Origin of the sequence: Pseudomonas sp. GZJR-8, assembly GCF_002916705.1 — a bacterium.
Taxonomy (GTDB): domain Bacteria; phylum Pseudomonadota; class Gammaproteobacteria; order Pseudomonadales; family Pseudomonadaceae; genus Aquipseudomonas; species Aquipseudomonas synxantha_A.
Genome location: NZ_JXSI01000008.1, coordinates 49,091 through 72,333, shown reverse-complemented (window position 1 = coordinate 72,333; position 23,243 = coordinate 49,091). Strand labels below are relative to the sequence as shown.

Annotated in this window: 26 protein-coding genes; 5 read left to right on the top strand and 21 right to left on the bottom strand. The window is 59.1% G+C overall.

The annotated features are described in order from the left end of the window. Window positions 1-88 precede the first annotated feature (88 nt). The 16 genes from queE to TK42_RS16890 all read right to left on the bottom strand — a co-directional run bounded on the left by queE (window position 89) and on the right by TK42_RS16890 (window position 13,036). Window positions 89-736 (bottom strand): 7-carboxy-7-deazaguanine synthase QueE, encoded by a 648-nt coding sequence (gene queE, locus TK42_RS16965; RefSeq protein WP_020302705.1) that lies wholly within the window; start codon window positions 734-736, stop codon window positions 89-91. A 164-nt stretch (window positions 737-900) separates the two neighbouring features. Beyond that, the gene (gene ybgF, locus TK42_RS16960; RefSeq protein ID WP_032879701.1) at window positions 901-1,731 is read right to left on the bottom strand and encodes a tol-pal system protein YbgF; all 831 of its coding nucleotides are present in this window, start codon (window positions 1,729-1,731) and stop codon (window positions 901-903) included. Between the two features lie 6 nt (window positions 1,732-1,737). After that, window positions 1,738-2,238 (bottom strand): peptidoglycan-associated lipoprotein Pal, encoded by a 501-nt coding sequence (gene pal, locus TK42_RS16955; RefSeq protein WP_003193861.1) that lies wholly within the window; start codon window positions 2,236-2,238, stop codon window positions 1,738-1,740. 55 nt (window positions 2,239-2,293) lie between these two features. Further along, a complete protein-coding gene (gene tolB, locus TK42_RS16950; protein WP_032803700.1) occupies window positions 2,294-3,574 on the bottom strand; it encodes a Tol-Pal system beta propeller repeat protein TolB in 1,281 nt (426 codons plus the stop codon). Window positions 3,575-3,591: 17 nt separating this feature from the next. After that, on the bottom strand, window positions 3,592-4,665 hold the full coding sequence (tolA, locus tag TK42_RS16945) for a cell envelope integrity protein TolA (protein WP_005790902.1): 1,074 nt from the start codon (window positions 4,663-4,665) through the stop codon (window positions 3,592-3,594). Beyond that, window positions 4,665-5,117: a protein TolR gene (gene tolR / locus TK42_RS16940; RefSeq protein ID WP_161793227.1), complete on the bottom strand. Its 453-nt coding sequence runs from the start codon at window positions 5,115-5,117 to the stop codon at window positions 4,665-4,667. Before tolR ends, tolA begins: the two co-directional genes overlap by 1 nt. Window positions 5,118-5,140: 23 nt before the next feature. Continuing rightward, window positions 5,141-5,836, bottom strand: coding sequence for a protein TolQ (gene tolQ / locus TK42_RS16935; protein WP_003193865.1), 696 nt, complete (start codon window positions 5,834-5,836; stop codon window positions 5,141-5,143). A gap of 1 nt (window position 5,837) precedes the next feature. Continuing rightward, window positions 5,838-6,293, bottom strand: coding sequence for a tol-pal system-associated acyl-CoA thioesterase (gene ybgC / locus TK42_RS16930; RefSeq protein ID WP_103734713.1), 456 nt, complete (start codon window positions 6,291-6,293; stop codon window positions 5,838-5,840). A 140-nt stretch (window positions 6,294-6,433) separates the two neighbouring features. After that, a complete protein-coding gene (gene ruvB, locus TK42_RS16925; RefSeq protein ID WP_103734712.1) occupies window positions 6,434-7,492 on the bottom strand; it encodes a Holliday junction branch migration DNA helicase RuvB in 1,059 nt (352 codons plus the stop codon). Continuing rightward, window positions 7,493-8,104 (bottom strand): Holliday junction branch migration protein RuvA, encoded by a 612-nt coding sequence (ruvA, locus tag TK42_RS16920; RefSeq protein ID WP_003193868.1) that lies wholly within the window; start codon window positions 8,102-8,104, stop codon window positions 7,493-7,495. It abuts the gene before it with no gap. A gap of 68 nt (window positions 8,105-8,172) precedes the next feature. Next, the gene (gene ruvC, locus TK42_RS16915) at window positions 8,173-8,697 is read right to left on the bottom strand and encodes a crossover junction endodeoxyribonuclease RuvC (RefSeq protein ID WP_076949748.1); all 525 of its coding nucleotides are present in this window, start codon (window positions 8,695-8,697) and stop codon (window positions 8,173-8,175) included. Between the two features lie 171 nt (window positions 8,698-8,868). Further along, the gene (locus TK42_RS16910; protein ID WP_032879699.1) at window positions 8,869-9,615 is read right to left on the bottom strand and encodes a YebC/PmpR family DNA-binding transcriptional regulator; all 747 of its coding nucleotides are present in this window, start codon (window positions 9,613-9,615) and stop codon (window positions 8,869-8,871) included. A 136-nt stretch (window positions 9,616-9,751) separates the two neighbouring features. After that, window positions 9,752-11,527: an aspartate--tRNA ligase gene (gene aspS, locus TK42_RS16905; protein ID WP_005790914.1), complete on the bottom strand. Its 1,776-nt coding sequence runs from the start codon at window positions 11,525-11,527 to the stop codon at window positions 9,752-9,754. 108 nt (window positions 11,528-11,635) lie between these two features. Next, on the bottom strand, window positions 11,636-11,857 hold the full coding sequence (locus tag TK42_RS16900) for an FmdB family zinc ribbon protein (RefSeq protein ID WP_003193872.1): 222 nt from the start codon (window positions 11,855-11,857) through the stop codon (window positions 11,636-11,638). A gap of 170 nt (window positions 11,858-12,027) precedes the next feature. Continuing rightward, window positions 12,028-12,381 carry a ribbon-helix-helix domain-containing protein gene (locus tag TK42_RS16895; protein ID WP_032803701.1) on the bottom strand — a complete coding sequence of 118 codons (354 nt, stop codon included), beginning with the start codon at window positions 12,379-12,381 and terminating at the stop codon, window positions 12,028-12,030. A gap of 181 nt (window positions 12,382-12,562) precedes the next feature. Further along, the gene (locus TK42_RS16890) at window positions 12,563-13,036 is read right to left on the bottom strand and encodes a Dps family protein (protein WP_003193874.1); all 474 of its coding nucleotides are present in this window, start codon (window positions 13,034-13,036) and stop codon (window positions 12,563-12,565) included. A 428-nt stretch (window positions 13,037-13,464) separates the two neighbouring features. Between TK42_RS16890 and TK42_RS27270 the strand changes: the two genes are divergently transcribed. Continuing rightward, the gene (locus TK42_RS27270) at window positions 13,465-14,067 is read left to right on the top strand and encodes a cold-shock protein (protein ID WP_005790922.1); all 603 of its coding nucleotides are present in this window, start codon (window positions 13,465-13,467) and stop codon (window positions 14,065-14,067) included. A 73-nt stretch (window positions 14,068-14,140) separates the two neighbouring features. Here TK42_RS27270 and TK42_RS16880 read toward each other — a convergent pair whose 3' ends face one another. Together TK42_RS16880 and TK42_RS16875 are read right to left on the bottom strand one after the other, a co-directional pair. Continuing rightward, a complete protein-coding gene (locus TK42_RS16880) occupies window positions 14,141-14,347 on the bottom strand; it encodes a SlyX family protein (protein WP_005790924.1) in 207 nt (68 codons plus the stop codon). A gap of 3 nt (window positions 14,348-14,350) precedes the next feature. Beyond that, complete coding sequence (locus TK42_RS16875; protein ID WP_032879698.1) at window positions 14,351-14,776, bottom strand: HIT domain-containing protein; 426 nt, start codon at window positions 14,774-14,776, stop codon at window positions 14,351-14,353. Window positions 14,777-15,517: 741 nt separating this feature from the next. Here TK42_RS16875 and TK42_RS16870 point away from each other — a divergent pair. Then, window positions 15,518-16,813, top strand: a complete 1,296-nt coding sequence (locus TK42_RS16870; RefSeq protein WP_032879697.1) for an OprD family porin — start codon at window positions 15,518-15,520, stop codon at window positions 16,811-16,813. A gap of 181 nt (window positions 16,814-16,994) precedes the next feature. Here the strand turns inward: TK42_RS16870 and TK42_RS16865 are convergent, their stop codons facing one another. Further along, a complete protein-coding gene (locus TK42_RS16865) occupies window positions 16,995-17,837 on the bottom strand; it encodes a mechanosensitive ion channel family protein (RefSeq protein WP_032879695.1) in 843 nt (280 codons plus the stop codon). Window positions 17,838-17,973: 136 nt separating this feature from the next. Then, on the bottom strand, window positions 17,974-18,459 hold the full coding sequence (locus tag TK42_RS16860; RefSeq protein ID WP_003193880.1) for a YajQ family cyclic di-GMP-binding protein: 486 nt from the start codon (window positions 18,457-18,459) through the stop codon (window positions 17,974-17,976). 123 nt (window positions 18,460-18,582) lie between these two features. Here TK42_RS16860 and TK42_RS16855 point away from each other — a divergent pair, with 123 nt between their 5' ends. From TK42_RS16855 to TK42_RS16845, 3 genes are read left to right on the top strand one after another with little or no spacing between them, the layout of a single operon-like run. Then, on the top strand, window positions 18,583-19,500 hold the full coding sequence (locus TK42_RS16855) for a putative 2-dehydropantoate 2-reductase (protein WP_103734711.1): 918 nt from the start codon (window positions 18,583-18,585) through the stop codon (window positions 19,498-19,500). Window positions 19,501-19,546: 46 nt separating this feature from the next. Then, window positions 19,547-21,583, top strand: a complete 2,037-nt coding sequence (locus tag TK42_RS16850; RefSeq protein WP_103734710.1) for an ATP-binding protein — start codon at window positions 19,547-19,549, stop codon at window positions 21,581-21,583. Window positions 21,584-21,585: 2 nt separating this feature from the next. Continuing rightward, on the top strand, window positions 21,586-22,164 hold the full coding sequence (locus tag TK42_RS16845) for a cob(I)yrinic acid a,c-diamide adenosyltransferase (RefSeq protein WP_005790941.1): 579 nt from the start codon (window positions 21,586-21,588) through the stop codon (window positions 22,162-22,164). Between the two features lie 118 nt (window positions 22,165-22,282). On the opposite strand, the gene TK42_RS16840 is transcribed toward TK42_RS16845, so the two are convergent. Continuing rightward, a complete protein-coding gene (locus TK42_RS16840) occupies window positions 22,283-23,227 on the bottom strand; it encodes a Nudix family hydrolase (RefSeq protein ID WP_103734788.1) in 945 nt (314 codons plus the stop codon). Window positions 23,228-23,243 lie beyond the last annotated feature (16 nt).

Genomic DNA, 23,243 nt, shown 5'->3' with positions numbered 1-23,243 from the left:
GATTATTCAACACCTTATTTGAAATAAATCAGAAAAAACGCATTTGAACGGTAATTCGGTGGGCAGAACGTCTCTCGCAGCAGCCGGATCAGCGCCCCGGCTCGTCGTTCCACAGGTACTTATGCAGCTGCAATTGCAGGCGTACCGGCAGGTTGTCTGCCACTACCCAGTCCGCCAACTCACGGGCATTCAGGTCGTGATGGCTGGGCGAGAACAGCACCTCGCCCGCGCGACGCTCCAGGCCATACTGGATCAGCTTGGAAGTCGCCCAGTCATAATCGTCGCGGGAACAGATGACGAACTTGACCTGATCGTTGGCCGTCAGCAAGTCGATGTTCTCGTAGCGGTTGCGGTGGGCTTCCTTGGAGTCGGGGGTCTTGAGGTCGACCACCCGGCTTACACGCGGGTCGACCGCAGAGATGTCCAGGGCGCCGCTGGTTTCCAGTGAGACCTCGTAGCCGGCGTCACACAGCCGTTTGAGCAGTGGGATGGCATTGGGTTGCGCCAATGGCTCACCGCCCGTCACGCAGACGTAGCGCGGCCGGTAGCCGGCAACCTGTTCCAGGATGTCGTCGAGGGTGCGCACGGTGCCGCCGCTGAAGGCGTAGGCGCTGTCGCAGTATTGGCAGCGCAATGGGCAGCCGGTGAGCCGTACAAATACGGTGGGCAGGCCAGCAGTGCGCGTTTCACCCTGCAACGAGTAAAAGACTTCGGTAATACGTAATGTGTCTTGCATAGTCGCCACGGGCATAACAGCTAAACAGGCTGTCCGCCTCCGTCAGGCACTTCAAGGGATTGCGCCAACGCGCCAACCCCAGGAAGCGTGTTTCATAAAAGGGCGTGGATTCTAACGAAAAAACCCGCGCCAGGCGCGGGTTTCTTCTAAACGGGCGGTATTGCTTACAAGCGTTGCAGATCGCGCTGGGCCAACTGCGCGGCGGAGGTACCCGGATACTGGGCAACCACCTGTTGCAGAATGCCTTTGACCTTGTCGGTATGACCCAGGCGGCGCTCTACGTCAGCGAGCTTGTACAGCGAGTCCGGCACCTTGGCGTGCTTGGGGTACAGCTGGCTGACCTTGGCAAAAGCCTGGCCTGCCCCCTGCAAATCACCCTTTGCCAGGTTGACCTCGCCCAACCAGTACTGGGCATTGCCCGCGTACTGGCTGTTGGGGTACTTGCGCAGGAATGCGGTAAAGGCCTGGCTGGCCTTATCGAAATCCTTGGCCTTGATCAGGTCGAAGGCTGCATCGTAATACAGCTTTTCCTTCGCCGGATCACCCGGTTCACTGCTGGCGGCAGGGGCAGCCGCGGCGGCCCCAGCTGCAGCGCCACCGGCAGCAGCGCTTGGCGCGCCACCGGCAGCAGAATTATCAGGAGTAGCGGCAGGTGCAACGCCGGCTCCAATACGACGATCAAGATCCTGGTATCGCTCCAGGCCTTCTTGCTTGAGCTGGTTCACCTGGTTCTGCAGCACTTCAATTGCGCCTTGTTGCTGCGCCAATTGATCCTGCATGCGTTGCAGCTGGTTGAACAGCTCGCCCTGTGCCGAGGGAGCGGACGTAGCCGCTCCCCCAGCATAGGCGCCGTTCGTGCCATAACCTGCTGGCGGATAACTGCTCCCGCTATTGTTATAGCCTGAGTTGCTATCCGTTACAGGAACCGCAGCCCACACCGCAAGCGGGGCGAGGCTGAGAGCCAATACAGTCAGAGCACGACGGCACGTTCGCATGACGAATTACTTACGCAGTTCGACGCGACGGTTCTGAGCCCACGACTGTTCGTCGTTGCCAGTTGCAACTGGACGCTCTTTACCGTAGGAAACCAGTTCCAGTTGGCCTGGAGCAACACCTTGCAGTACCAGGTAGCGCTGAACGGCTTTCGCACGACGCTCGCCCAGTGCCATGTTGTACTCACGAGTACCACGGGCGTCAGTGTTACCTTCCAGAACAACGCGAGCGCCGTTAGCTTTCAGGTCCTTGGCGTGAACGTCCAGAGCGCGCATGGCTTCTGGCTTCAGGTCCGAACTGTCGTATTCGAAGTAGAAAGTGGTGATAGCGCGCAGAGCAGCCTCTTCGCTCAGGGAGCCGTCGACCGCACCAGTGTTAGCGCCGTAACCAGCGTTTGGATCAACAGCTGCGCCTTCACCGGCATTGTCGCCGCCTTTAGAGGAGCAACCAACGGCTACGGACAGAGCCAGAGCCAGAGCAGCAAACTTACCAAACTTCAGCATTTCCATCGTGAAACTCCTAATGAACCCCAGTGTGTTAAGTACTTCTTTTTGTAGCGCCGCGTCAGTTCAGGTAAGGGGACCAGGATGGTTCTCTGACTTCGCCTTGTGCGGTAGGAAGTGGGAGCCTTACGCGTCCATTGATGGACACGAGCATCAAGACTCCCCGGCCCTGCTGGCGGGTGGCGTAGATTACCATGGTGCCGTTGGGCGCAACAGTGGCTGACTCATCAAGGTTGGTATCTGTAAGGATTTTAACGGTTCCGCGCTGCAAATCCTGGGCCGCAACCCGGAAATTAGTGAAACCATCCTGACGGTGAATCATCACCAACGTCTTTTCATCGGCCGAAAGCTTGGGGTTGGCGTTGTAGTTACCGATAAAGGTCACACGCTCAGCACCGCCACCGTTCACGTTTGCCTTGTAGACCTGAGGCTTGCCGCCACGGTCGGAGGTGAAGTAGATGGTCGAACCATCCTTACCCCAGAACGGTTCGGTGTTGATGCCCGGGCCGCTGGTCACGCGACTCAGTTGGCGCGAGGCCATGTTCATCACGTAGATATCCGGATTGCCGTCCTTGGAGAGCACGAAAGCCAGGCGCGAACCATCCGGCGACCAGGCTGGCGCACCGTTGAGGCCTTCAAAGTTGGTGATCTGCTCGCGACGACCCGTATCAATGTGCTGCACGAAGATGCGCGGGCGACGCTGTTCGAACGATACGTAGGCAATACGCTTGCCGTCCGGCGCGAAGCGCGGCGACAGGATTGGCTCGCGGGACTGCAGCAAGGTCACTGCACGTGCGCCGTCGTAGTCCGAACGTTGCAGGGTGTAGCGGGTGTTGTCTACCGAGAAACGCTCAGCCGTGACATACAGCAGGCGCGTCGAGAACGCCCCTTTGATACCGGTGAGCTTTTCAAACGACTGGTCCGAGATGTAGTGGGCCATGTCGCGCAGTTGCTCGGCGGTACCCGATACGCTGCCGGTCAGGACCTGCTGCTCGGTGGCCACGTTGAACAACGTGTACTGGATCTGCAGGCGACCACCGGCCGGCGTGATGTTGCCCACCATCACGTACTGCGCGCCCACGGCTTTCCAGTCACGGAACACGACTTCGCTGGCCTGGTTGGGCTGGCTGATCATGTTGCCTTTGGGGATCGGCGCGTAGTAACCGGAGTTACGCAGGTCGTCGCTGACGATCTGGGCCATGTCGTCCGGCAGCACGCTGCCGCCCTGCCAACCGAAGGGTACGACTGCAATCGGAGTAGCCCGATCGCTGCCGCTGGTTACCAGGATGTTCTTTTCATCCGCCGCCGCTATCCCTGCCATACAGCAAATAACGACAAGCATTCCTCGAAGAAGGTTTCTCACAAGGCTAGATCCTCAGGTGTGAATGTCATCTTGAATGAACGATAGGGAGCGAAGTCACTTGGTTTCATTCCCTGCATCTCGGTCAACCGGCCAATATTCTTGACTGCGGCAACCGCTGAACTGTCGAACGTACCGTCACCACTGGACTTGGCCACGCTGACCGAAGTCACCGTACCGTCCGGCAACATGCCGATCTGCAGCACTACCGTCATGCCTTTGCGTGCCGAAGGTGGACGTGTCCAGCCTTCCGCTGCCCGCGCTCGAATCAGATCGTCGAAACTGCCCGCGACTTCATCACCACGCTCATCGGCCAGGGCTTGCTGACGCTGCGGCGTGTCGGAAAGCAAATCTGCCAGGGCCTGGGCCTTTTTCTCTTCGGCGGATTTGCGTGCTGCTTCCTGGGCCTTTTTCTTGGAGGCGTCGGCGGCAGCTTTCTTCTTCGCTTCGTCGGCGACTTTCTTCTTCGCCTCGTCTGCTTCAGCTTTTTTCTTGGCGTCTTCGGCGGCTTTCTTCTTCGCGTCTTCGACTATCTTTTTCTTGGCTTCTTCAGCGGCCTTTTTCTTGGCCTCTTCCTCGGCAGCCTTCTTGGCTTCTTCTTCAGATTTCTTCTTGGCTATATCAGCCAATTGTTTCTCTTCAGCCTTTTTGGCTTCGGCAGCTTTCTCGGCTTTCTTGGCTTCATCAGCCTTTTTCGCCTCGTCGGCTTTCTTGGCTTCGTCGGCCTTTTTCGATTCCTCGGCCTTTTGAGCCGCCTCTTCTTTCTTTTGTTCCGCAGCAGCCTTCACCGCTTCCTGCTCGACCTTCTTCTGTTCCATCTGCTCGACTTCAGTCTGGCGCGCAGCCGACTTCTGGGCCTCACCTGCAATCTTCTGATTGGTCTGGGTGGTGGCCTGGCTTTTCGATTTCAGCTGATACAGGGTCGCCTGCACGATCGGCTTGGCTGGCGGCAGGTCCGGGGTCATGGCAAAGCTGACAAACAGCATGCCGAACACCAGGACGTGCAGGGCTATCGCCCACACGCCAGGCCAGAAGTAGCTTTCCGAGGCGGACGGCTCTCGCTGTTGCTGCATCAGGGCGCCTCGGTAATCAAGCCAACGTTACCGACGCCGGCTTTCTGCAGCCCGCCCATGGCACCCATGACGGAGCCGTAGTCGACCGATTTGTCGCCGCGGATAAATACCTGAGTGTGCTTGCCGCCTTCGTTGCCGGAGCGAATGATCTTGGTCACCGCATCGGTCATCGCCGGCAAAGTCAGGGCCTTGTCCTGCTGCTTCTGGGTGTCGACTTCGCTGCCAAGGTTCCAGTAATAGGTCTTGTCAGCCTTGATCGAAATGGTCAGGACCTGCGTGTTGTTGTCCTGCGGCAAGGCTTCACTGGAAACCTTGGGCAGATCAACCTTCACGCCCTGGTTGAGCATCGGCGCGGTCACCATGAAGATCACCAGCAGCACCAGCATCACGTCGATGTAGGGCACTACGTTCATCTCGGCGACCGGCTTGCGCTTTTTGCGAGCTCGAGCGATTAAAGCCATTGGGAATTACCTGCTTATTCTTCGCTGGTGTGCACTTTACGGTGCAGGATCGCCTGGAATTCATCGGCGAAGGTGTAGTAACGGCCGATCAAGGTTTCGCTGGTTGCGGCAAAACGGTTGTAGGCGATTACTGCGGGGATAGCGGCAAACAGGCCGATCGCGGTGGCGATCAGGGCTTCGGCAATACCCGGGGCCACGGTGGCCAGCGTGGCTTGCTGGGCCTGGGCCAGGCCGCGGAAGGAGTTCATGATCCCCCATACGGTACCGAACAGGCCGATGTACGGGCTGACGGAACCGACGGTGGCGAGGAACGGCAGGCCCTGCTCGAGTTTCTCTTCTTCGCGGGAGATGGCCACGCGCATGGCACGGGCCACGCCTTCCATCACCGCTTCAGGGTCGACACCCGGCTGCTGGCGCAGGCGCGAGAATTCCTTGAAACCGGCACGGAAGATCTGCTCGACGCCCGAATCCGGGTCCGGGTTGCTGCCGGCCTGGCGGTACAGCTTGGACAGGTCGATACCCGACCAGAAGCGCTCTTCGAAGCTCTCCAGGGCACGTCGACCGGCGCGCAGCATGTTGCTGCGCTGAAAAATCATGACCCAAGAGGTAACCGATGCGGCTACCAGGGTCAGCATGACCAGTTGAACCACGACACTGGCATTGCTGACCAGGCTCCACATGGAGGAATGGTCGACGACGGTAGGTTCCACGCTAAATCTCCTGCTTTGATTGTTTACCCGCGCCGCTCACGGCGGCAAAGGCCGCGCGTAGAGTTTCGGGAATGGCCCGAGGTTTCAAACTGTTGGTGCGTACACATGCCACCAGGAACTGCCCCTCACAGAGCAGCGTTGCATCCGTTGCCCGCCTGACCTGCTGTTTGAATCGCAGGCTGGCACGGTTCAATTCGATGACCTCAGCGCTGACCAGCAATTCATCGTCCAGTCGCGCCGGTGCGTAATAACGCGCCTCGCTGGAATGCACGACGAATAACAGGTCCTCCCCTGCCAGCGTGGATTGGGCAAAGCCCAGCTCCCGTAGCCGCTCGGTTCGAGCCCGCTCCATGAATTTCAGGTAGTTGACGTAATACACGATGCCGCCGGCATCGGTGTCCTCGTAATAAACGCGACAGCGATGTGCGAACGACTGATCCCCGTTTTGCGCGCGCATACTCTAGTGCTTACTCCTCAGGTTGCCAATCCGGCTGGACAACTGTTTTTTCATTCCTGAACGCTTTTGCAGTGACTCAAATGACGACGCCAGACACTGGGACAGCACAAAGCTCAGATAAATCGTCCGGCGTTAGCTTTTTAATCGTCCACTGCATCAAGGAATTCGTCTACCGCAGGCATCTCGCCCAATCGTGACGGAATGTTTAGCCCAAAGTGCAAATAGGCATGGCGCGTCACCACCCGGCCCCTCGGTGTACGCATGATATAGCCTTGCTGGATCAGGTACGGCTCCAGCACATCCTCAATGGTATGGCGCTCTTCACTGATAGCCGCCGCCAGGCTGTCCACGCCGACCGGGCCACCGTCGAACTTCTCGATCATGGTCAAGAGTAGACGTCGATCCTGGTGATCGAAGCCGTGCTCGTCCACGTCCAGCAGGTTCAAGGCCAGGTCCGCGACCGCCTTGGTGATGTGCCCTTTGGCACGCACTTCGGCAAAATCGCGCACGCGGCGCAGCAAACGGTTGGCGATACGTGGCGTGCCGCGGGCGCGCCGGGCGATTTCAAAGGCGCCTTCCGGGTCCAGGGGCAAGCCAAGGATGCTCGCCGAACGGCTGACGATGGTCGCCAGATCAGCGGTGCTATAGAACTCCAGACGTTGAACAATGCCGAAACGGTCTCGCAACGGGTTGGTCAGCATACCCGCACGCGTGGTCGCGCCCACCAGGGTGAAAGGTGGCAGGTCGAGCTTGATCGAACGGGCTGCCGGGCCTTCGCCGATCATGATGTCGAGCTGGAAGTCTTCCATCGCCGGGTACAGCACTTCTTCGACAATCGGTGATAACCGATGGATTTCGTCGATAAACAGCACGTCATTGGGTTCAAGATTGGTCAGCAGTGCCGCCAGGTCTCCAGGACGCTCCAGCACCGGGCCGGAGGTGGACTTGATCGACACGCCCATTTCCTGGGCGATGATATTGGCCAGGGTAGTCTTGCCCAAACCCGGCGGGCCGAAGATCAGGGTGTGGTCCAGGGACTCACTGCGCCCGCGTGCGGCCTGGATAAACAGCTCCATCTGCTCGCGCACGGTGGGCTGGCCGATGTATTCGGCCAGGCTCAGGGGGCGGATGGCCCGGTCCTGGACTTCTTCACGGTCACGCGGGCCGGTGGCCGCGATCAGACGATCGGCTTCAATCACTTAAATCATTCCCTTCAGGGCACGGCGAATCATGTCTTCAGCGCTCAGGTTCTTGTCCTTGATGGCCGATACGGCCTTGCTGGCTTCCTGGGGCTTGTAGCCCAGGGAGATCAGCGCATTGACGGCATCGCTCTCGGCACTGGCGACCTGGGCGGCCGGCATATCCGGCTGGTTCGGTACCAGGGCGAACATGCTCGGCACCACTTCCCAGGCCTTGAAGCGGTCCTTGAGCTCCACCAACAGGCGCTCGGCGGTTTTCTTGCCCACTCCCGGCACCTTGGTCAGGGCCGAGGTATCCTGGGCGGATACAGCACGCACCAATTCATCCACTTCCAGGCTCGACATCAAGGCCAGGGCCAATTTGGGCCCCACGCCATTGAGACGAATCAGCTCGCGGAAGAAATCGCGATCGCGCTTGCCGATGAAACCATAGAGCAGTTGCGCGTCTTCACGCACTACCAAATGCGTGTGCAAGGTTATCGGCTCGCCGACCGACGGCAAGCGGTACAACGTGGTCATGGGCACTTCCAGCTCATAACCCAACCCATTCACATCCAGAATCAGGTGCGGCGGCTGTTTTTCGGCCAGGGTGCCGCGCAAGCGTCCAATCACGGTTCAGATCCTTAAAGCTTGGGGGTCAGATCAGGGCCTGACCGCAAATAACCAATGCGCTGATGCTATCAGAGACGCAGCCGCCCGCCACGACTACGTGCCGTTCCCAAGCCGTGAGGCAGCAGGCTGGAACGGGTATGTGCATGGCAAATGGCGATGGCCAGGGCGTCGGAGGCGTCGATCTGCGGTTTTGAAGTGAGCTTGAGCATGTGCATGACCATCATCTGCACCTGCTCCTTGTTGGCTGCACCGGTGCCGACCACGGCCTGTTTGACCTGGGTCGCGGTGTATTCGGCGATTTCCATGCCCTCTTCGGCGCCTGCCACGATAGCTGCACCCCGGGCCTGGCCAAGCTTGAGCGCCGAATCGGCGTTCTTGGCCATGAAGACCTTTTCGATGCCCATGGTGATCGGGCCGTAGGTCTGGATGACTTCACGTACGCCGCGATAGACGATCTGCAGCCGCTCGGCCAATTCCCCTGCGCCGGTGCGGATGCAGCCCGAGGCAACATAGATGCAGCCGCGCGGGGTCTGCTGCACCACGCCAAAACCGGTGATGCGCGAACCGGGGTCGATACCTAGGATTAAAGTCATAACGCCTGCGGGTTGGATAAACACATTTTTTGATACACAGAGACTCTAATGTGGGAGGGGGCTTGCTCCCGATGAGGGAGTGTCAGTAAGTACATTTGTGACTGATCCACCGCCATCGGGAGCAAGCCCCCTCCCACACAAGCCCCTCCCACATTGGGATATTCATCGTTCTTAAGTGAGCTGTTCGGCCACAGACTCAGGGATGTCGGCATTCGAATACACATTCTGCACATCATCCAGGTCTTCAAGCATATCCAGCATCTTCAACACCTTCTGCGCCCCCTCCAGGTCCAGCTCGGCACTGGTGGTCGGCAGCATCACGATTTCCGCGTCGGTGCCGCTGAAACCAGCAGCTTGCAGGGCATTACGCACGGCGTAGAAGCTGGCGAACGAGGTAAACACATCGATAGAGCCGTCTTCGTTGGTGACCACGTCGTCGGCGTCCGCTTCCATCGCGGCCTCCATCAGCGCGTCTTCATCGGTGCCAGGCGCGAAGGTGATCTGCCCTTTGCGTTCGAACAGGTAGGCCACCGAACCATCCGTGCCGAGGTTGCCACCGCATTTGCTGAACGCGTGGCGCACGGCTGCGGCGGTGCGGTTGCGGTTATCGGTCATGCACTCGACCATCACCGCCACGCCGCCCGGGCCGTAGCCTTCATAGGTCAGTTCGACCATATCGTCGGTGTCGGCCGCACCGGCACCACGAGCCACGGCGCGGTCAATGATGTCGCGGCTCATGTTGGCACCCAGCGCCTTGTCCAGCGCCAGGCGCAGACGCGGGTTAGAGCCCGGGTCACCGCCGCCCTGACGGGCTGCGACGGTCAGTTCGCGAATCCACTTGGTGAAGATCTTGCCCTTCTTGGCATCCTGACGCTCTTTGCGGTGCTTGATGTTCGCCCACTTGGAATGGCCAGCCATAACACAACTCCGAAATTCTCTAGAAACCTTATCAATCCCGCCCCCGGCGGGATTTCCCTCTTTTAAACGCAAAGGCGCATCCGAAGATGCGCCTTTTTGACTGCGTACAACCTTATCGCGCTTTCACGCTGCAGCCTTACTCAGCCTTCGGCGTCTCGCGCAGACGGATGTGCAGTTCGCGCAACGCCTTGGCATCCACCACACCCGGGGCCTGGGTCATGACGTCCGCAGCGCTCTGGGTTTTCGGGAAGGCGATCACTTCACGGATCGACTGGGCGCCGGTCATCAGCATCACCAGACGGTCCAGGCCGAACGCCAAACCACCGTGCGGTGGCGCGCCGTATTTCAGGGCGTCGAGCAGGAAGCCGAACTTCTCTTCCTGTTCCGCTTCGTTGATGCCCAGCAGGCGGAACACCGCTTGTTGCATCTCTTTGCGGTGGATACGGATCGAACCGCCACCCAGCTCAGTACCGTTGAGCACCATGTCGTAGGCACGGGACAGTGCGCCTGCCGGGTTGGCTTCCAACTCCTGCGGGGAGCACTTCGGCGCGGTGAACGGGTGGTGCAACGCGCTGAAGCTGCCGTCGTCGTTCTCTTCGAACATCGGGAAGTCGACGACCCACATCGGTGCCCATTCGCAGGTCAGCAGGTTCAGGTCGTGACCGAGCTTGATACGCAGCGCGCCCAGGGCTTCGCTGACGATCTTGGCCTTGTCGGCGCCGAAGAACACGATGTCGCCGTCAACGGCACCGACACGATCGAGGATCGTGTTCAGGTTGGCTTCAGGGATGTTTTTCACGATCGGCGATTGCAGGCCGTCAACGCCGTTGGCGCGCTCGTTGACCTTGATGTACGCCAGGCCCTTGGCACCATAGATGCCGACAAACTTGGTGTAGTCGTCGATCTGCTTGCGCGGCATGCTCGCGCCGCCAGGTACGCGCAGGGCAGCAATGCGGCATTTAGGGTCGTTGGCCGGGCCGCTGAACACCTTGAAGTCGACATCCTTGAGCTGGTCGGCCACGTCCACCAGTTCCAGCGGGTTACGCAGGTCTGGCTTGTCGGAACCGTAGCGGCGCATGGCTTCTTCGAAGGTCATGTGCGGGAATTCGCCGAACTCCAGGTCCAGCACTTCCTTGAACAGGTTGCGGATCATCTGCTCGGTCAGGCCCATGATCTCTTTTTCATCGAGGAAGCTGGTCTCGATGTCGATCTGGGTGAATTCCGGCTGGCGGTCAGCGCGCAGGTCTTCGTCACGGAAGCACTTGGCGATCTGGTAGTAACGGTCGAAGCCAGCCACCATCAGCAGTTGCTTGAACAGCTGCGGCGATTGCGGCAAGGCGAAGAAGCTGCCGGCGTGGGTACGGCTAGGCACCAGGTAGTCACGTGCGCCTTCCGGGGTAGCCCGGGTGAGGATCGGCGTCTCGACATCAAGGAAGCCGTTCTCATCCAGGAAACGGCGAATGCTGGTGGTCATGCGCGAACGCAGGCGCAGCTTCTCGGCCATTTCCGGACGACGCAGGTCCAGGAAGCGGTAGCGCAGGCGGGTTTCTTCGCCAACGTCGGAGTATTCGTTGAGTGGGAACGGCGGGGTTTCCGACTCGTTCAGCACTTCCAGCTCATAGCCCAGCACTTCAATGCCGCCGGACGCCATGTTCTTGTTCACGGCACCGGCCGGACGCAGGCGTACCTTGCCGGTGATCTTGACGACGTATTCGCTGCGCACGCGGTCGGCGGCGGCGAAGCTCTCGGCGCGGTCCGGGTCGAACACTACCTGGGCCAGACCATCGCGATCACGGATATCGAGGAAGATCACCCCGCCGTGGTCGCGGCGACGGTGAACCCATCCGCAAAGGGTGATTTCCTGACCTTCCAGGGTCTCGTTCAGTTGGCCGCAATAGTGGCTGCGCATCATGGTCGTGGTTTCACTTCTCGTAATTCGAAATTCGGTGGCAGGCCCGCCTCGTCACCGTACATTAAAGCAGGGGACGGATAATGCAGGAGCCTGCGCGTAGAGTTCAACTCAGTCTGCTTTGTCGCCGCCGGCCAGGTTCTTCTTGGCACCGGTCTTGAAATCAGTCTCGTACCAGCCGCTGCCGCTCAGGCGGAAGCCCGGCATGGACAACATCTTCTTCAACTCAGGTGCCTGGCAGGCAGGGCAATCGACCAGCGGCGCTGCGCTGATCTTCTGAATGGCTTCCAACTGGTGACCACAGGAAGCGCATTGATAGTCGTACATGGGCATGGAGATGTCTCGGCGATCAGATCGTTACAGCGCCACGCCCTGCCCTGTGCATAAAGCCCCGGCATGCGCAGCAAAGCGCGGGATTATATCTGGTAAATCGACACAGCGCAGCCGGCTTTCTGCCCCGGGGCCGGCCCACAAGGATGAAGGCCGGGCCCAGGGCCGCCGGGCTACGACGCGAAGGTGCCCTCAGCGGCGGGAGCAACCCGGCCCTTGAGCACGTGAACCACGCACACCACCCTCACCAGCCCACTGAAGTTCTTCACGCCTCCGTAACGCAAATGCACTTCCCGATCGACATAGGACAACAAGGCACTGACCGAACAGGCATTGATCCTGGCGATCTCCGTCAGGATGTTCCAGTAGATCTGCTCAAGCCGCAGGCAGGTCGAAAACCCATTGAGCCTGACCGACCGCGACAAGGGCTTGGCCAGCCCCATATCGAACCCTTTTGCAAAAGGGTCGACCTTTATCTTGTGAAAACCACAGGTTTCCATCACTCCTTTACCCATTCCACGCGACATACACCCGACACTCCATTGCCAAACAGCAGCCAATGGGCTTCTCCCATTGAACGATGGGCCTATAAAACAGCACCCAGCGTGCAGCAGCCAGAAGACGGGGAGTCGTTAGTCGTAGGACAACGCCAGGAAGCGCAGGGAAACAAGCAGGCAGCGCTGAAACAGCGCCGCCCGGGTTTGACGGTTACTGGTTTTCGAGCAGCGAACGCAGCATCCACGCGGTTTTCTCGTGTACCTGCATACGCTGGGTCAACAGGTCGGCCGTCGGCTCATCGCTGACCTTGTCCAGCAGCGGGAAGATGCCTCGGGCGGTACGCGTAACCGCTTCCTGACCGGCCACCAGTTGCTTGATCATCTCTTCGGCGCTCGGCACACCCTCCTCTTCCTTGATCGAAGACAGGCGGGCGTAGATCGAATAGGCGCCCGGCGCCGGGAAGCCCAGGGCACGGATGCGCTCGGCAATGGAGTCCACCGCCAGCGCCAATTCGTTGTACTGCTCCTCGAACATCAAGTGCAGCGTACGAAACATGGGGCCTGTGACGTTCCAATGGAAGTTGTGGGTCTTCAGATACAGAACATAGGTATCGGACAGCAGTCGTGAAAGTCCGTCGACGATGGACTTACGGTCTTCTTCACTGATACCAATATCGATTGCCATGTTTTTCCCCTTCAATTGACGAGTATTCATTGATCAGGTGCAGGACCACTCTAGCAAGAGAGCGAGCCGCATGCAGCCCGTCACACCCAGGCGACCTGCGGCAAATCGCCCCGCATCGCTTGCAACTCGCGAATTGGCAAGCCTTTTTAGCCGTAGGAACGGTCTCGCAACGCCCGCCAAAAAATCCTGCACCTGTCTAGGACAAGCGTTTGCTGCACAAATGCCGTTGCCGTCGCAACACCCCGAAATGCTTGATTTGAGTAGGCACAGCCTTTGCTGTTAAATAGACGCCGTGTGGCTGCCGTTTATTCCTGCGGCACTTCACATAGGCTGATACCCGCGCACGTGCTCAACGCCTCCCATTGTTCAGAAGCGAACCGTGCCAGTCAGCTCTTCCTTGTGATCCGTCTTAACGTGAGTTAATCAAAATGTTGAAAATCGTCCACCTGCTAACGGGCGTTGCAGCTTTGCTGCTGTCCTTTATCCCGAGCCTGCAGCCTGAAAGCCTGCCCTACCTGCAACAACATGACGCTCTGTACCTGGCCTTGTTCGGCCTTCTTAACCTGACGCTCGCACCGGTAATCCCTTACTGGAACAAAGGCACGCGTCATCAACTGCAAAACCTGGTCAGTGCGCTGCTGGTGCTGACTGTTGTTGTTCAAACCCTCACCCTTTTGGCGCCTATGCCTGAAGTGGGTGGCCATCCGGCTATCCTGCTCAGCCTGGTGATTGCTGTGGTTGCCATTGTTCTTCACCTGGCCATCAGCTTCTACCGTTCGTCTCCGGCGGCCGCGTCGCAAAACTACGACATGACCAACCGGGATACCGGTACCGTCAAGTGGTTCAACACCTCCAAAGGCTTCGGCTTCATTTCCCGCGATTCGGGCGACGATATCTTCGTCCACTTCCGGGCTATCCGTGGCGAAGGCCATCGCGTGCTGGTCGAAGGCCAGCGCGTGGAGTTCTCGGTGATGAACCGTGACAAGGGCCTGCAAGCCGAAGACGTCATCGCTGCCCTGCCGCGTCGCTGATCCCAAGCCTTCGCAGCAAAAAAAACCGCGATCCGGCGTTGGCTGGATCGCGGTTTTTTATGGCCTGTGCATTTCAATAGTGCGGCGGCGGCGCTTCTTCTTCAGATGACTCGAACTGGCCGCCCATTTCTTCCTGGCGCTTGAGCAATGCCGTCATTTGCAATTGCAGGCGTTCAACCGCCCGCTGCTGTGTGACCAGGATGTCGTTGAGGGTCTCGATGGTGTCGTCCTGGAAGGCCAGGCGGCTTTCCAGGTCGGTAACGCGCTCTTGCAGGTCCATGATTCAGTCCTGGGTAAAGATGAAGTCGGCAGGCAACAGCGCACGCAATCGAGCGCGAATCGCCGCCACTTGCTCTTGGGTATAGGGCCGGGCCGGATGCTTGCCCCACACCGGCGCCGGCCAGGCCGCGTCATCGCGTTTGCGCACGATCACATGCACATGCAATTGGCTGACGACGTTACCCAGCGCACCGATGTTCATCTTGTCAGCGGCCAGCCCCTCGTTAAGCAGTTGCGCCAGGGCCGTCGTTTCTTGCCACAAGGTTTGTTGATCTGCGACATCCAGTTGAAACACTTCGCTGATACCGTCGATGCGTGGCACCAGAATGAACCAGGGGTAATTGGCGTCATTGGACAGCAGCAGGCGACAGAGCGGGAAGTCCCCAATGGCCAAGGTATCTTGTTGCAGGCGTTGATCTAAGGCGAACACGTGGGCACTCCGTTCGGCAGGTCGGGACAGGCGCCCAGCATACCTTTGAACGCCTGAGGCTTCACGGCCAATCCTGGCACTGTTGAGGCAGGCGGGTAAAAAATGCACCTTTTGGAGGCAGAAAAACAGTTGATCTACGCTAGACCGGGCCTTTAGGGCACGCACCAAAATGACCCATTCGTGCGTCAAAGGGATCCGCCAATTACCCACTGATGGGGGTGAACCGGTAACGTTTTACCCAAGTGAAGGTTTTGCGGGGCACCCGACAGTGGTAACACCCTGGACGTCAAGCCCAAACCAAACGGCGTAAGAGGCCCGTGCTTATGCGGTTTTTACATTCCCATCACGTTTTTCACGAAAAAATGACATTCGGTCGCCCGTTTGAGCACGCTTGTTGCATTCACCCCCGTATCGTCGGCAACGGCACCCGTCTGGAAGCAGGTGTTTCGCGATAAAAGTAGCGGCGTTTCAGTGTGTATCAAGGAAGTGTTCAAACTTTGAAAGAAGTCTGAAAAACAGCATTGAAGTTGTCAGCCTGGATACATTTCTGGCTGTGAATTTGCGACATGGATCTAGCGATTTACGACAGCCTCGTAAAGAAGCTGAAAGGATAGTTGAGTAAGTATCGTCAATAGGGTCTGCGTGAGATAACTTTGCGCCGACACAAAAAGAAAGAGCCGCCCAGATAAAAATACAGGTGGGACGGCAGTACTCTTCCTAAAACCAAAGGAGCAAATCACGATGCGCGTGATGAAGTGGAGCATGATCGCCCTGGCTGTTTCAGCAGGCACCTCGCAGTTCGCAATGGCGTCCGCCCAGGACGATTCCAAGGGCTTTATTGAGGACAGTACGGCCAGCATTCTGACTCGTACCCTTTATTTCAGCCGTGACTTCCGTAACAACGATTCCGGCCAGAGCCGTCGTGAAGAGACCGGCCTAGGTTTCCACGGCCTATTCAGCTCGGGCTACACCCAAGGCACCATCGGTGTCGGTGTCGATGTCATCGGCTTGATGGGCATCAAACTGGACAGCGGCAAGGGCCGCGCGAACACTGGACTGTTCCCTAACGGCTCCGATGGCCGCGCGCAGGATGAATACTCTAAAGGTGGCGCCGCAGTAAAATTTCGCATTTCTAACACAGTGCTGAAAGTCGGCGATCAATACACTACCGCCCCCGTCTTTGCCTCGGATGACAGCCGCTTGCTGCCGGAACTGCCGCAAGGCATCTCCATCACCAGCAACGAAATCAAAGACCTGAAACTGGAAGCCGGTCACTTCACGTCGATTGTTGCTCAGGACCAAACCTACAGGGACAGTATCTCCAGCTCCGAGCCAGGCTCAAGCCGCGGCCTGCGAGACGCCAATTTCGTGGGTGGCGTTTACGCCTGGACTCCAGAGTTCACCACCAGCCTCTACTACTCGAAGGTCGAAGACTACTGGAAGAAGCTCTACGCCAACGTGAACTGGACTCATGCGCTTAGCGATGACCAGTCCGTGGCGGTCGATTTCAACATCTACGACACCAAGAGCGACGGCGCAGGCCTGGTACGTGCTGATAAAGACGGTACTACCAAACTCGACAACCGTGCGTTCAGCTTGCAAGGTGCGTACACCATTGGCGCTCACACCTTTACCCTCGCAGCCCAAAAGGTCAGCGGCGACGGCCAGTATGGCTACGGCGTAGACGGCGGCGGCACGGTTTTCCTGGCCAACTCCATCGCCCGTTCCGACTTCAACGCTGAAGGCGAGAAGTCGTTTCAAGCTCGCTACGACATCAACATGGCGACCTTTGGTATTCCTGGCCTGAGCTTCATGACTCGTTACGTAACAGGTAGCGGCGCCAACACCAACCTCACTAGCAACGGCAAAGAGTGGGAGCGCGATATCGAGGCTAAATATGTGATCCAAAGCGGTGCGGCCAAAGATCTGAGCCTACGTCTACGTCAAGCGACTTATCGCTCCTCGGATAACGTCTACGGATCGCCGTCTCTGGACGAACTGCGTCTGATCGCACAGTACCCGCTGAACATCTTGTAATTGCCGGTTTAATTACAACGATGACTTGAGGCCTCGGCCTTAAACAAAAAGCCGCTCCTCTGTTTAAACAGGGAGCGGCTTTTTTATTGCAGTTTTATTTCATCCCGAAAACAACTAGCAAGCTAAGTAACTAGCTTGTCAAAGCTGACCTTTCGGCCAACTTCGATAGCAGTACGCCAAGTTATTTCGGCGCACTTTCCTGCATCACGCGAATAACCCGTTGTGGAAACGGAATATCAATCCCTGCCGCTTTCAAACGGTCACGTGCCAGTTCATTAAACATAAACATCACGTCCCAATAATCCGGGGTATTGGTCCAGCAACGCAGGGAAACGGTGATGGAGCTATCACCCAGGGTCGATACCACCGCTACAGGCGCAGGATCAGCCAGCACGCGGGGATCTTTGGCCAGCTCCAGCAACACTTCACGGGCTTTTTGCAGGTCGGCCTCGTAGTCCACGCCCACATCAAAAACCACCTTGCGGGTCGGCTGGCGGTTGGTATTGGTGATGATGCCGTTGGACAGGATGCCGTTCGGCACGATCACTGTCTTGTTGTCACCGGTACGGATCACGGTGTGGAAGATCTGGATGCTATCGACGGTACCCGAGGTGCCCTGCGCTTCGATCCAGTCACCGATGCGGAACGGACGAAACAGCAGAATCAGCACACCACCAGCGAAGTTCGCCAGGCTGCCCTGCAATGCCAGGCCGATCGCCAGGGTTGCCGCACCGATGGCGGCGACGAACGAGGTGGTTGCCACGCCGATCATCGAGGCCACGCTGACGATCAGCATGACTTTCAGCGCAATGTTCGCCAGGCTGGTGACGAAGTGCTGCAGCGCCAGGTCGGCGTTGCGCACGGCCAGCAAACGGCCTACACGATGGGTAAAGACATTGATCAGCCACCAGCCAATGGCCAGGGTGATCACTGCCAGTAATACCCGGCTGCCATATTCCATGATCATGGGGATCCAAGACTGAGAGGTCTTGATCAGGTGATCCATTTCAGCGTTCAAATCCATCTACTTTCTCCTGTGGTGCGGCGATAGGGCTCTATTGACTGCCTGAAAACGCAATTGAGCCCCGAAGGGCTCAATTGTAGGCACTGATTCTGGGGCGTGGGACGTCAAAAACACCCACAGGTTCCCCAAAGTGCCATCAGTCGCGGAAGTTATTGAACTGCAGCGGCATATCGAAAGTCTTGGCACGCAGGGCCGCAATAGCCTCTTGCAGATCATCGCGCTTCTTGCCGGTGACACGCACCTGCTCGCCCTGAATGGCGGCCTGGACTTTCAGCTTGGCATCCTTGATATGCGCGACGATCTTCTTCGCCAGCTCCTTGTCGATGCCTTCCTTGAGCACGGCTTCCTGCTTCATCAGCTTGCCGGAGGCGTAGGCGTCCTTGACTTCAAGGCACTGCACGTCGATCTTGCGCTTGACCAGGGCCAGCTTGAGGATCTCGATCATCGCTTCCAGCTGGAAATCGGCTTCAGCGGTCAGGTTGACGGTCAGTTCCTTTTCCTTGAATTCGAAGCTGCCCTTGCCTTTCAGGTCATAGCGACGGTCCAGTTCCTTGACGGCGTTCTCGACGGCGTTGGTGACTTCGTGTTTGTCCAGTTCAGATACCACGTCGAACGAAGGCATGTGATTTCTCCAATATAAGGGGCGGGCTCAGTAGAGATGGAGCGCGCCCGAGCTAAAATTCCGGGGCATTATAGCGGTTCTTTCGCGCCGTTCACCGCTGGCGACCTTATGGAGCACACACTGATGTCGACCCCCTGGCATATTCTTGGCGCCGGCAGCCTGGGCACCCTCTGGGCCACGCGACTGGCGCGCGCCGGCGTGCCCGTCAGGCTGATTCTTCGTAACCAGGCGCGCCTGGCCAGCTATCGCGCCGGCCAAGGGCTGACCCTGGTGGAACGCGGTGTGGAACACACTTATCCGGTCATCGGCGAAACGCCTGACAACCCGGAGCCGATTCGGCGTCTGCTAGTAGCATGCAAAGCCTACGACGCTCAAAGCGCCATCGCCCAGTTGCAGCATCGGCTGGCGCCGGACGCCGAATTGATCCTGCTGCAAAACGGCCTCGGCAGCCAGGACGCAGTGGCTGCGCAATGGCCATCGGCGCGCTGCATCTTTGCCTCCAGCACCGAGGGCGCATTTCGCGATGGCGATTGGCGCGTGGTATTCGCCGGCCATGGCTACACCTGGCTGGGGGACGCGAGCCATCCCACCCCGCCGCTGTGGCTGGATGATTTGCAAGCGGCAGGCATTCCCCATGAATGGGCCACCGATATCCTGACGCGCCTGTGGCGCAAGCTCGCGCTCAATTGCGCCATCAACCCACTGACCGTGTTGTACCACTGCCGCAACGGCGGTTTGAGCGCCCACCACTGCGAGGTCGCCACGCTCTGCGCCGAACTGGCCGAACTGCTGGAGCGCTGCGGCCAGCCTGCGGCTGCACAGGACTTGCACAGCGAAGTCGAGCGAGTAATCCAGGCCACCGCCGCCAACTATTCCTCCATGTACCAGGACGTCGCCAACGCCCGACGTACCGAGATCAGCTACCTGCTGGGCTACGCTTGCCAGGCCGCGGCCCGCCATCAGTTGGCAGTGCCGCATCTGCAACAGGTGCACGCGCGCCTGGTGACGCATTTGCTCGCACGCGGATTGGCCAGCGACTGAGGCACGCGCTACCCTGCCTACCTGTCTATCACCTGGGAAAACCCTGATGCCACTGCGCCAGCGTCTTGAAAATCTACCGGTAGGGCAGAAACTGCTGGCGGCCCTGCTAGTACTGTTGACCACCGTATTGCTGGTGGCCAACCTGACGTTTATCAGCGCTGCTTACTGGATCTCCCAGGAAAGCATGGCCCCCCAGGCCTTGCAGGCCATCGGTCGGCTGGTGTCCAACCCGTCGCTTGCCGCACAGGCGCTTGAATCCCCGACCAAGGCCGAGGCACTGCTCAACGAACTGACCAGCTATTCACCGTTGCGCGCCGCCGCCCTGTATGACGGCGAAGGCAACCGCCTGGCGCAGATGCAACACGGCGACCGCCTGCACCTGCCGGACCACTACCGGCATATTGAAGCGTGGCGTGTTACCGAGTTTCGCAGCAACCAGGTCATCACCCTGCCCCGTGGCAACCAGCCTTCCGGGCATTTGTTGCTGGTGGCCACAAGTGAGCTGCCGGTGGCCTTCTATACCGGCACGCTGACCGCGAGCCTGGGCATCCTGATCTTCAGTGTGTTGCTGTGGCTGGTCATCGCCCGGCAGATCAAACGCCTGATTACCCGCCCCATCCATGAACTGGAAGAGCTTTCGCGCCAGGTCACCCGCGAAGAGAACTACGCCCTGCGCGCAGGGCCTGGCAACCATGATGAAATCGGCAGCCTGGCCGAAGCTTTCAACACCATGCTGTCGCGTATCGAAGCCCGCGAGCAGCAACTCAAGCGCGCCCGCGACGACTCCCAGGCCGCCTACGACCAGGCCCAGGGTTTGGCCGAAGAAACCCGGCATACCAACCGCAAGCTCGAACTGGAAGTTCAGGTGCGCAGCAAGATCGAGAAAAAACTCACCGGTTTCCAGAACTACCTCAACAGCATCATCGACTCGATGCCCTCGGCGCTGATCGCCCTGGATGAACAGCTCTACGTCACTCAGTGGAACCAGGAAGCCACTGCTCTCTCCGGCACGCGCCTGGACGAAGCCCTGAACCAGCCGATCTTTCTGGCCTTCCAGCCCCTCAAGCCGTACCTGCCACAAATCAAGGCAACGGTGGAGCAACACTCGGTGGAGCGGATAGAACGGGTCACCTGGATCAAGGACGACGAGCCCAAGCATTACGCCCTGACGTTCTATCCATTGATGGGCGGTGCCGGGCGCGGCGTGGTGATCCGGATCGACGACATCACCCAGCGCCTGTCCCTGGAAGAAATGATGGTGCAATCTGAGAAGATGCTCTCGGTCGGCGGCCTCGCGGCCGGTATGGCCCATGAGATCAACAACCCTCTGGGCGCCATCCTGCATAACGTGCAGAACATTCGCCGCCGCCTGTCCCCCGACCTGCCCAAGAACCTGGAGCTCGCCGAACAAGTGGGGATTGAACTGGACACGGTCAATCGCTACCTGCAAGGCCGCGAAGTCCCGCAGTTGCTCGACGGCATCCAGCAAGCTGGCGCCCGCGCCGCGAAAATCGTCACCCACATGCTCAGCTTCAGCCGGCGCAGTAATCGCCAGATGGCCCCCTGCGACTTGCCGGCCTTGATCGACCAGGCCGTGGAAATTGCCGGCAACGATTTCGACCTCACCATCGGCTTCGACTTCAAGGGCCAAGCGATCATCCGCCAGTTCGACCCGCAACTGGGCCCCGTGCCCGGCACCGCCAACGAGCTGGAACAAGTGCTGCTCAATTTGCTGAAGAACGCCGCCCAGGCCATTCACCTGCGTGAAGACGACAGCGAACCGGGGCGCATTATCCTGCGCACCCGCCTCAACCCGCCGTGGGCAGAAATCCAGGTGGAAGACAACGGCATCGGCATGAGCGAAAACGTGCGCAAACGCACGTTCGAGCCGTTCTTCACCACCAAGGAAATCGGCCAGGGCACCGGGCTTGGGCTGTCGGTGTCGTATTTCATCATTACCAACAACCACAAGGGCCAGATGGAAGTGCATTCCACCCTGGGCCAGGGCACGTGCTTTACCTTGCGCCTGCCGCTTGCCGGCAGCCTATTGCCCCCCACTGAACTTACCCAACTGGAGCACTGACCATGGGCTTTCGCCTGTCGAAGATCTACACCCGTACCGGCGACAAGGGCGAGACCGGCCTCGGCGACGGCCGCCGCGTGCCCAAGGACCACCCACGCGTGGAGGCGATTGGCGAGGTGGATACGCTGAACAGCCAGTTGGGCTTGCTGCTGGCCAACCTTGAAGAGCAAAGCGGCAAGCATCCGGCGCTAATGGATGTGATTGAGGTGCTCACACCTTGCCAACATCGCCTTTTCGACCTGGGCGGCGAGCTGGCGATGCCGGTGTACAAGGCATTGAATGCGGCGGAAGTGGATCGGCTGGAAGCGGCGATTGATCGCTGGAATGAGGAGGTTGGGCCGCTGGAGAACTTCATCCTGCCTGGCGGCTCGGCGTTGATCGCCCAAGCCCATGTGTGTCGTAGCCTGGCGCGCAGTGCGGAGCGGCGGTGTCAGCACCTGAATGCGCTGGAGCCGCTGGAAGGCGTGGGATTGGCGTATATCAATCGGTTGTCGGACTTGCTGTTTGTGGCGGCCAGGGTGATTGCCCGGCGCCAAGGTGTTGCTGAAGTGTTGTGGCAGGCGGCTGCCAAGCCACACTGAGATTTATCGGGTGACTGGCAAGACCTCATCGGGAGCAAGCCCCCTCCCACATTTTGAATTGTGAATACATTCAAGTGTGGGAGGGGGCTTGCTCCCGATAGGGCCCGTCAGCGCAACATCAAACCTGCGGCCAGAACGCCCGAATCCCAGCCACGCCTTGCGCCCCGGCTTCCCAGGCCTGCTCCCGCTGCGCAGGCCCAACCCCGCCCAGCAGAAACACCGGCTTACTGAACCCGGCGATCAACTGCGCCGCCTGCTCCCAACCTAAAGGCTGCGCATCCGGATGCGTCTGGGTCGGCTGTACCGGCGACAGCGTGACAAAGTCCACGTCCATCATCTCTGCCAGTGCCAGCTCTTCGGCGTTGTGGCAAGAAGCCGCCAACCAGCGATCCTTCGGCAGCGGTCGGCCTTTGCTCGCATACTTACGCAGTTGCGCCGAGGTCATGTGCCAGCCGGCGGCAGGGAAATCCCCCAGCCATTCGAACGGCCCTTTAAGCATCAGTTGTGCCTTGCCGGCACACAAGCCAACCGCATCCACCGCCAGATCGCGGTATTTGGGGTCATAACCGTTGGGCGCACGCAGTTGAACCAGCTTGATGCCACCAGCGATGGCCTTCTGGATACCGCGCAACAACATCGGGGTTTCCAGCTCACCGGGGGTGATCAGGTACTCGGCGGGCAGGCGCGCAGCAGCAACAATCGGCGCATTCGCCGCCGGGAACTCATAGTTGAGCAAGTCCCGCGGCGACACCCATTCCAACGGCTGCCCTTCGGCCCCATGAGGCTCGCCGGTAAAAGCCGAGACTTCCCAGACATCCAGCAATACCTGCTTGTCCGGGTAGTCGTGCTGCACCTTGATCAGCGGCCGCGCCGTGGTGACCTGGATACCCAGTTCTTCCTGCAATTCACGGGACAAGGCCGTGGAGACCGACTCATCGGCCTCCACCTTGCCGCCGGGAAATTCCCAGAGGCCGCCTTGATGCTGGGTATCGGCACGGCGCGCCAACAGGATCCTGCCGTCGACACCGCGGATCACCGCTGCTGCTACATGCACTCGTTTCACCACCAGTTTCCTCTTG

What these genes read in the sequence shown, in the direction of transcription:
- TK42_RS16860 (WP_003193880.1), bottom strand. Translation starts at nt 18,459, where the DNA reads ATGCCTTCGTTCGACGTGGTATCTGAACTGGACAAACACGAAGTCACC.
- queE (WP_020302705.1), bottom strand. Translation starts at nt 736, where the DNA reads ATGCAAGACACATTACGTATTACCGAAGTCTTTTACTCGTTGCAGGGT.
- pal (WP_003193861.1), bottom strand. Translation starts at nt 2,238, where the DNA reads ATGGAAATGCTGAAGTTTGGTAAGTTTGCTGCTCTGGCTCTGGCTCTG.
- tolB (WP_032803700.1), bottom strand. Translation starts at nt 3,574, where the DNA reads ATGCTTGTCGTTATTTGCTGTATGGCAGGGATAGCGGCGGCGGATGAA.
- TK42_RS16855 (WP_103734711.1), top strand. Translation starts at nt 18,583, where the DNA reads ATGTCGACCCCCTGGCATATTCTTGGCGCCGGCAGCCTGGGCACCCTC.
- TK42_RS16870 (WP_032879697.1), top strand. Translation starts at nt 15,518, where the DNA reads ATGCGCGTGATGAAGTGGAGCATGATCGCCCTGGCTGTTTCAGCAGGC.
- tolA (WP_005790902.1), bottom strand. Translation starts at nt 4,665, where the DNA reads ATGCAGCAACAGCGAGAGCCGTCCGCCTCGGAAAGCTACTTCTGGCCT.
- TK42_RS16845 (WP_005790941.1), top strand. Translation starts at nt 21,586, where the DNA reads ATGGGCTTTCGCCTGTCGAAGATCTACACCCGTACCGGCGACAAGGGC.
- TK42_RS16865 (WP_032879695.1), bottom strand. Translation starts at nt 17,837, where the DNA reads ATGGATTTGAACGCTGAAATGGATCACCTGATCAAGACCTCTCAGTCT.
- TK42_RS27270 (WP_005790922.1), top strand. Translation starts at nt 13,465, where the DNA reads ATGTTGAAAATCGTCCACCTGCTAACGGGCGTTGCAGCTTTGCTGCTG.
- ruvC (WP_076949748.1), bottom strand. Translation starts at nt 8,697, where the DNA reads ATGACTTTAATCCTAGGTATCGACCCCGGTTCGCGCATCACCGGTTTT.
- TK42_RS16910 (WP_032879699.1), bottom strand. Translation starts at nt 9,615, where the DNA reads ATGGCTGGCCATTCCAAGTGGGCGAACATCAAGCACCGCAAAGAGCGT.
- TK42_RS16880 (WP_005790924.1), bottom strand. Translation starts at nt 14,347, where the DNA reads ATGGACCTGCAAGAGCGCGTTACCGACCTGGAAAGCCGCCTGGCCTTC.
- TK42_RS16895 (WP_032803701.1), bottom strand. Translation starts at nt 12,381, where the DNA reads ATGTCGCGTGGAATGGGTAAAGGAGTGATGGAAACCTGTGGTTTTCAC.
- TK42_RS16900 (WP_003193872.1), bottom strand. Translation starts at nt 11,857, where the DNA reads ATGCCCATGTACGACTATCAATGCGCTTCCTGTGGTCACCAGTTGGAA.
- TK42_RS16850 (WP_103734710.1), top strand. Translation starts at nt 19,547, where the DNA reads ATGCCACTGCGCCAGCGTCTTGAAAATCTACCGGTAGGGCAGAAACTG.
- ybgC (WP_103734713.1), bottom strand. Translation starts at nt 6,293, where the DNA reads ATGCGCGCGCAAAACGGGGATCAGTCGTTCGCACATCGCTGTCGCGTT.
- TK42_RS16890 (WP_003193874.1), bottom strand. Translation starts at nt 13,036, where the DNA reads ATGGCAATCGATATTGGTATCAGTGAAGAAGACCGTAAGTCCATCGTC.
- ybgF (WP_032879701.1), bottom strand. Translation starts at nt 1,731, where the DNA reads ATGCGAACGTGCCGTCGTGCTCTGACTGTATTGGCTCTCAGCCTCGCC.
- aspS (WP_005790914.1), bottom strand. Translation starts at nt 11,527, where the DNA reads ATGATGCGCAGCCACTATTGCGGCCAACTGAACGAGACCCTGGAAGGT.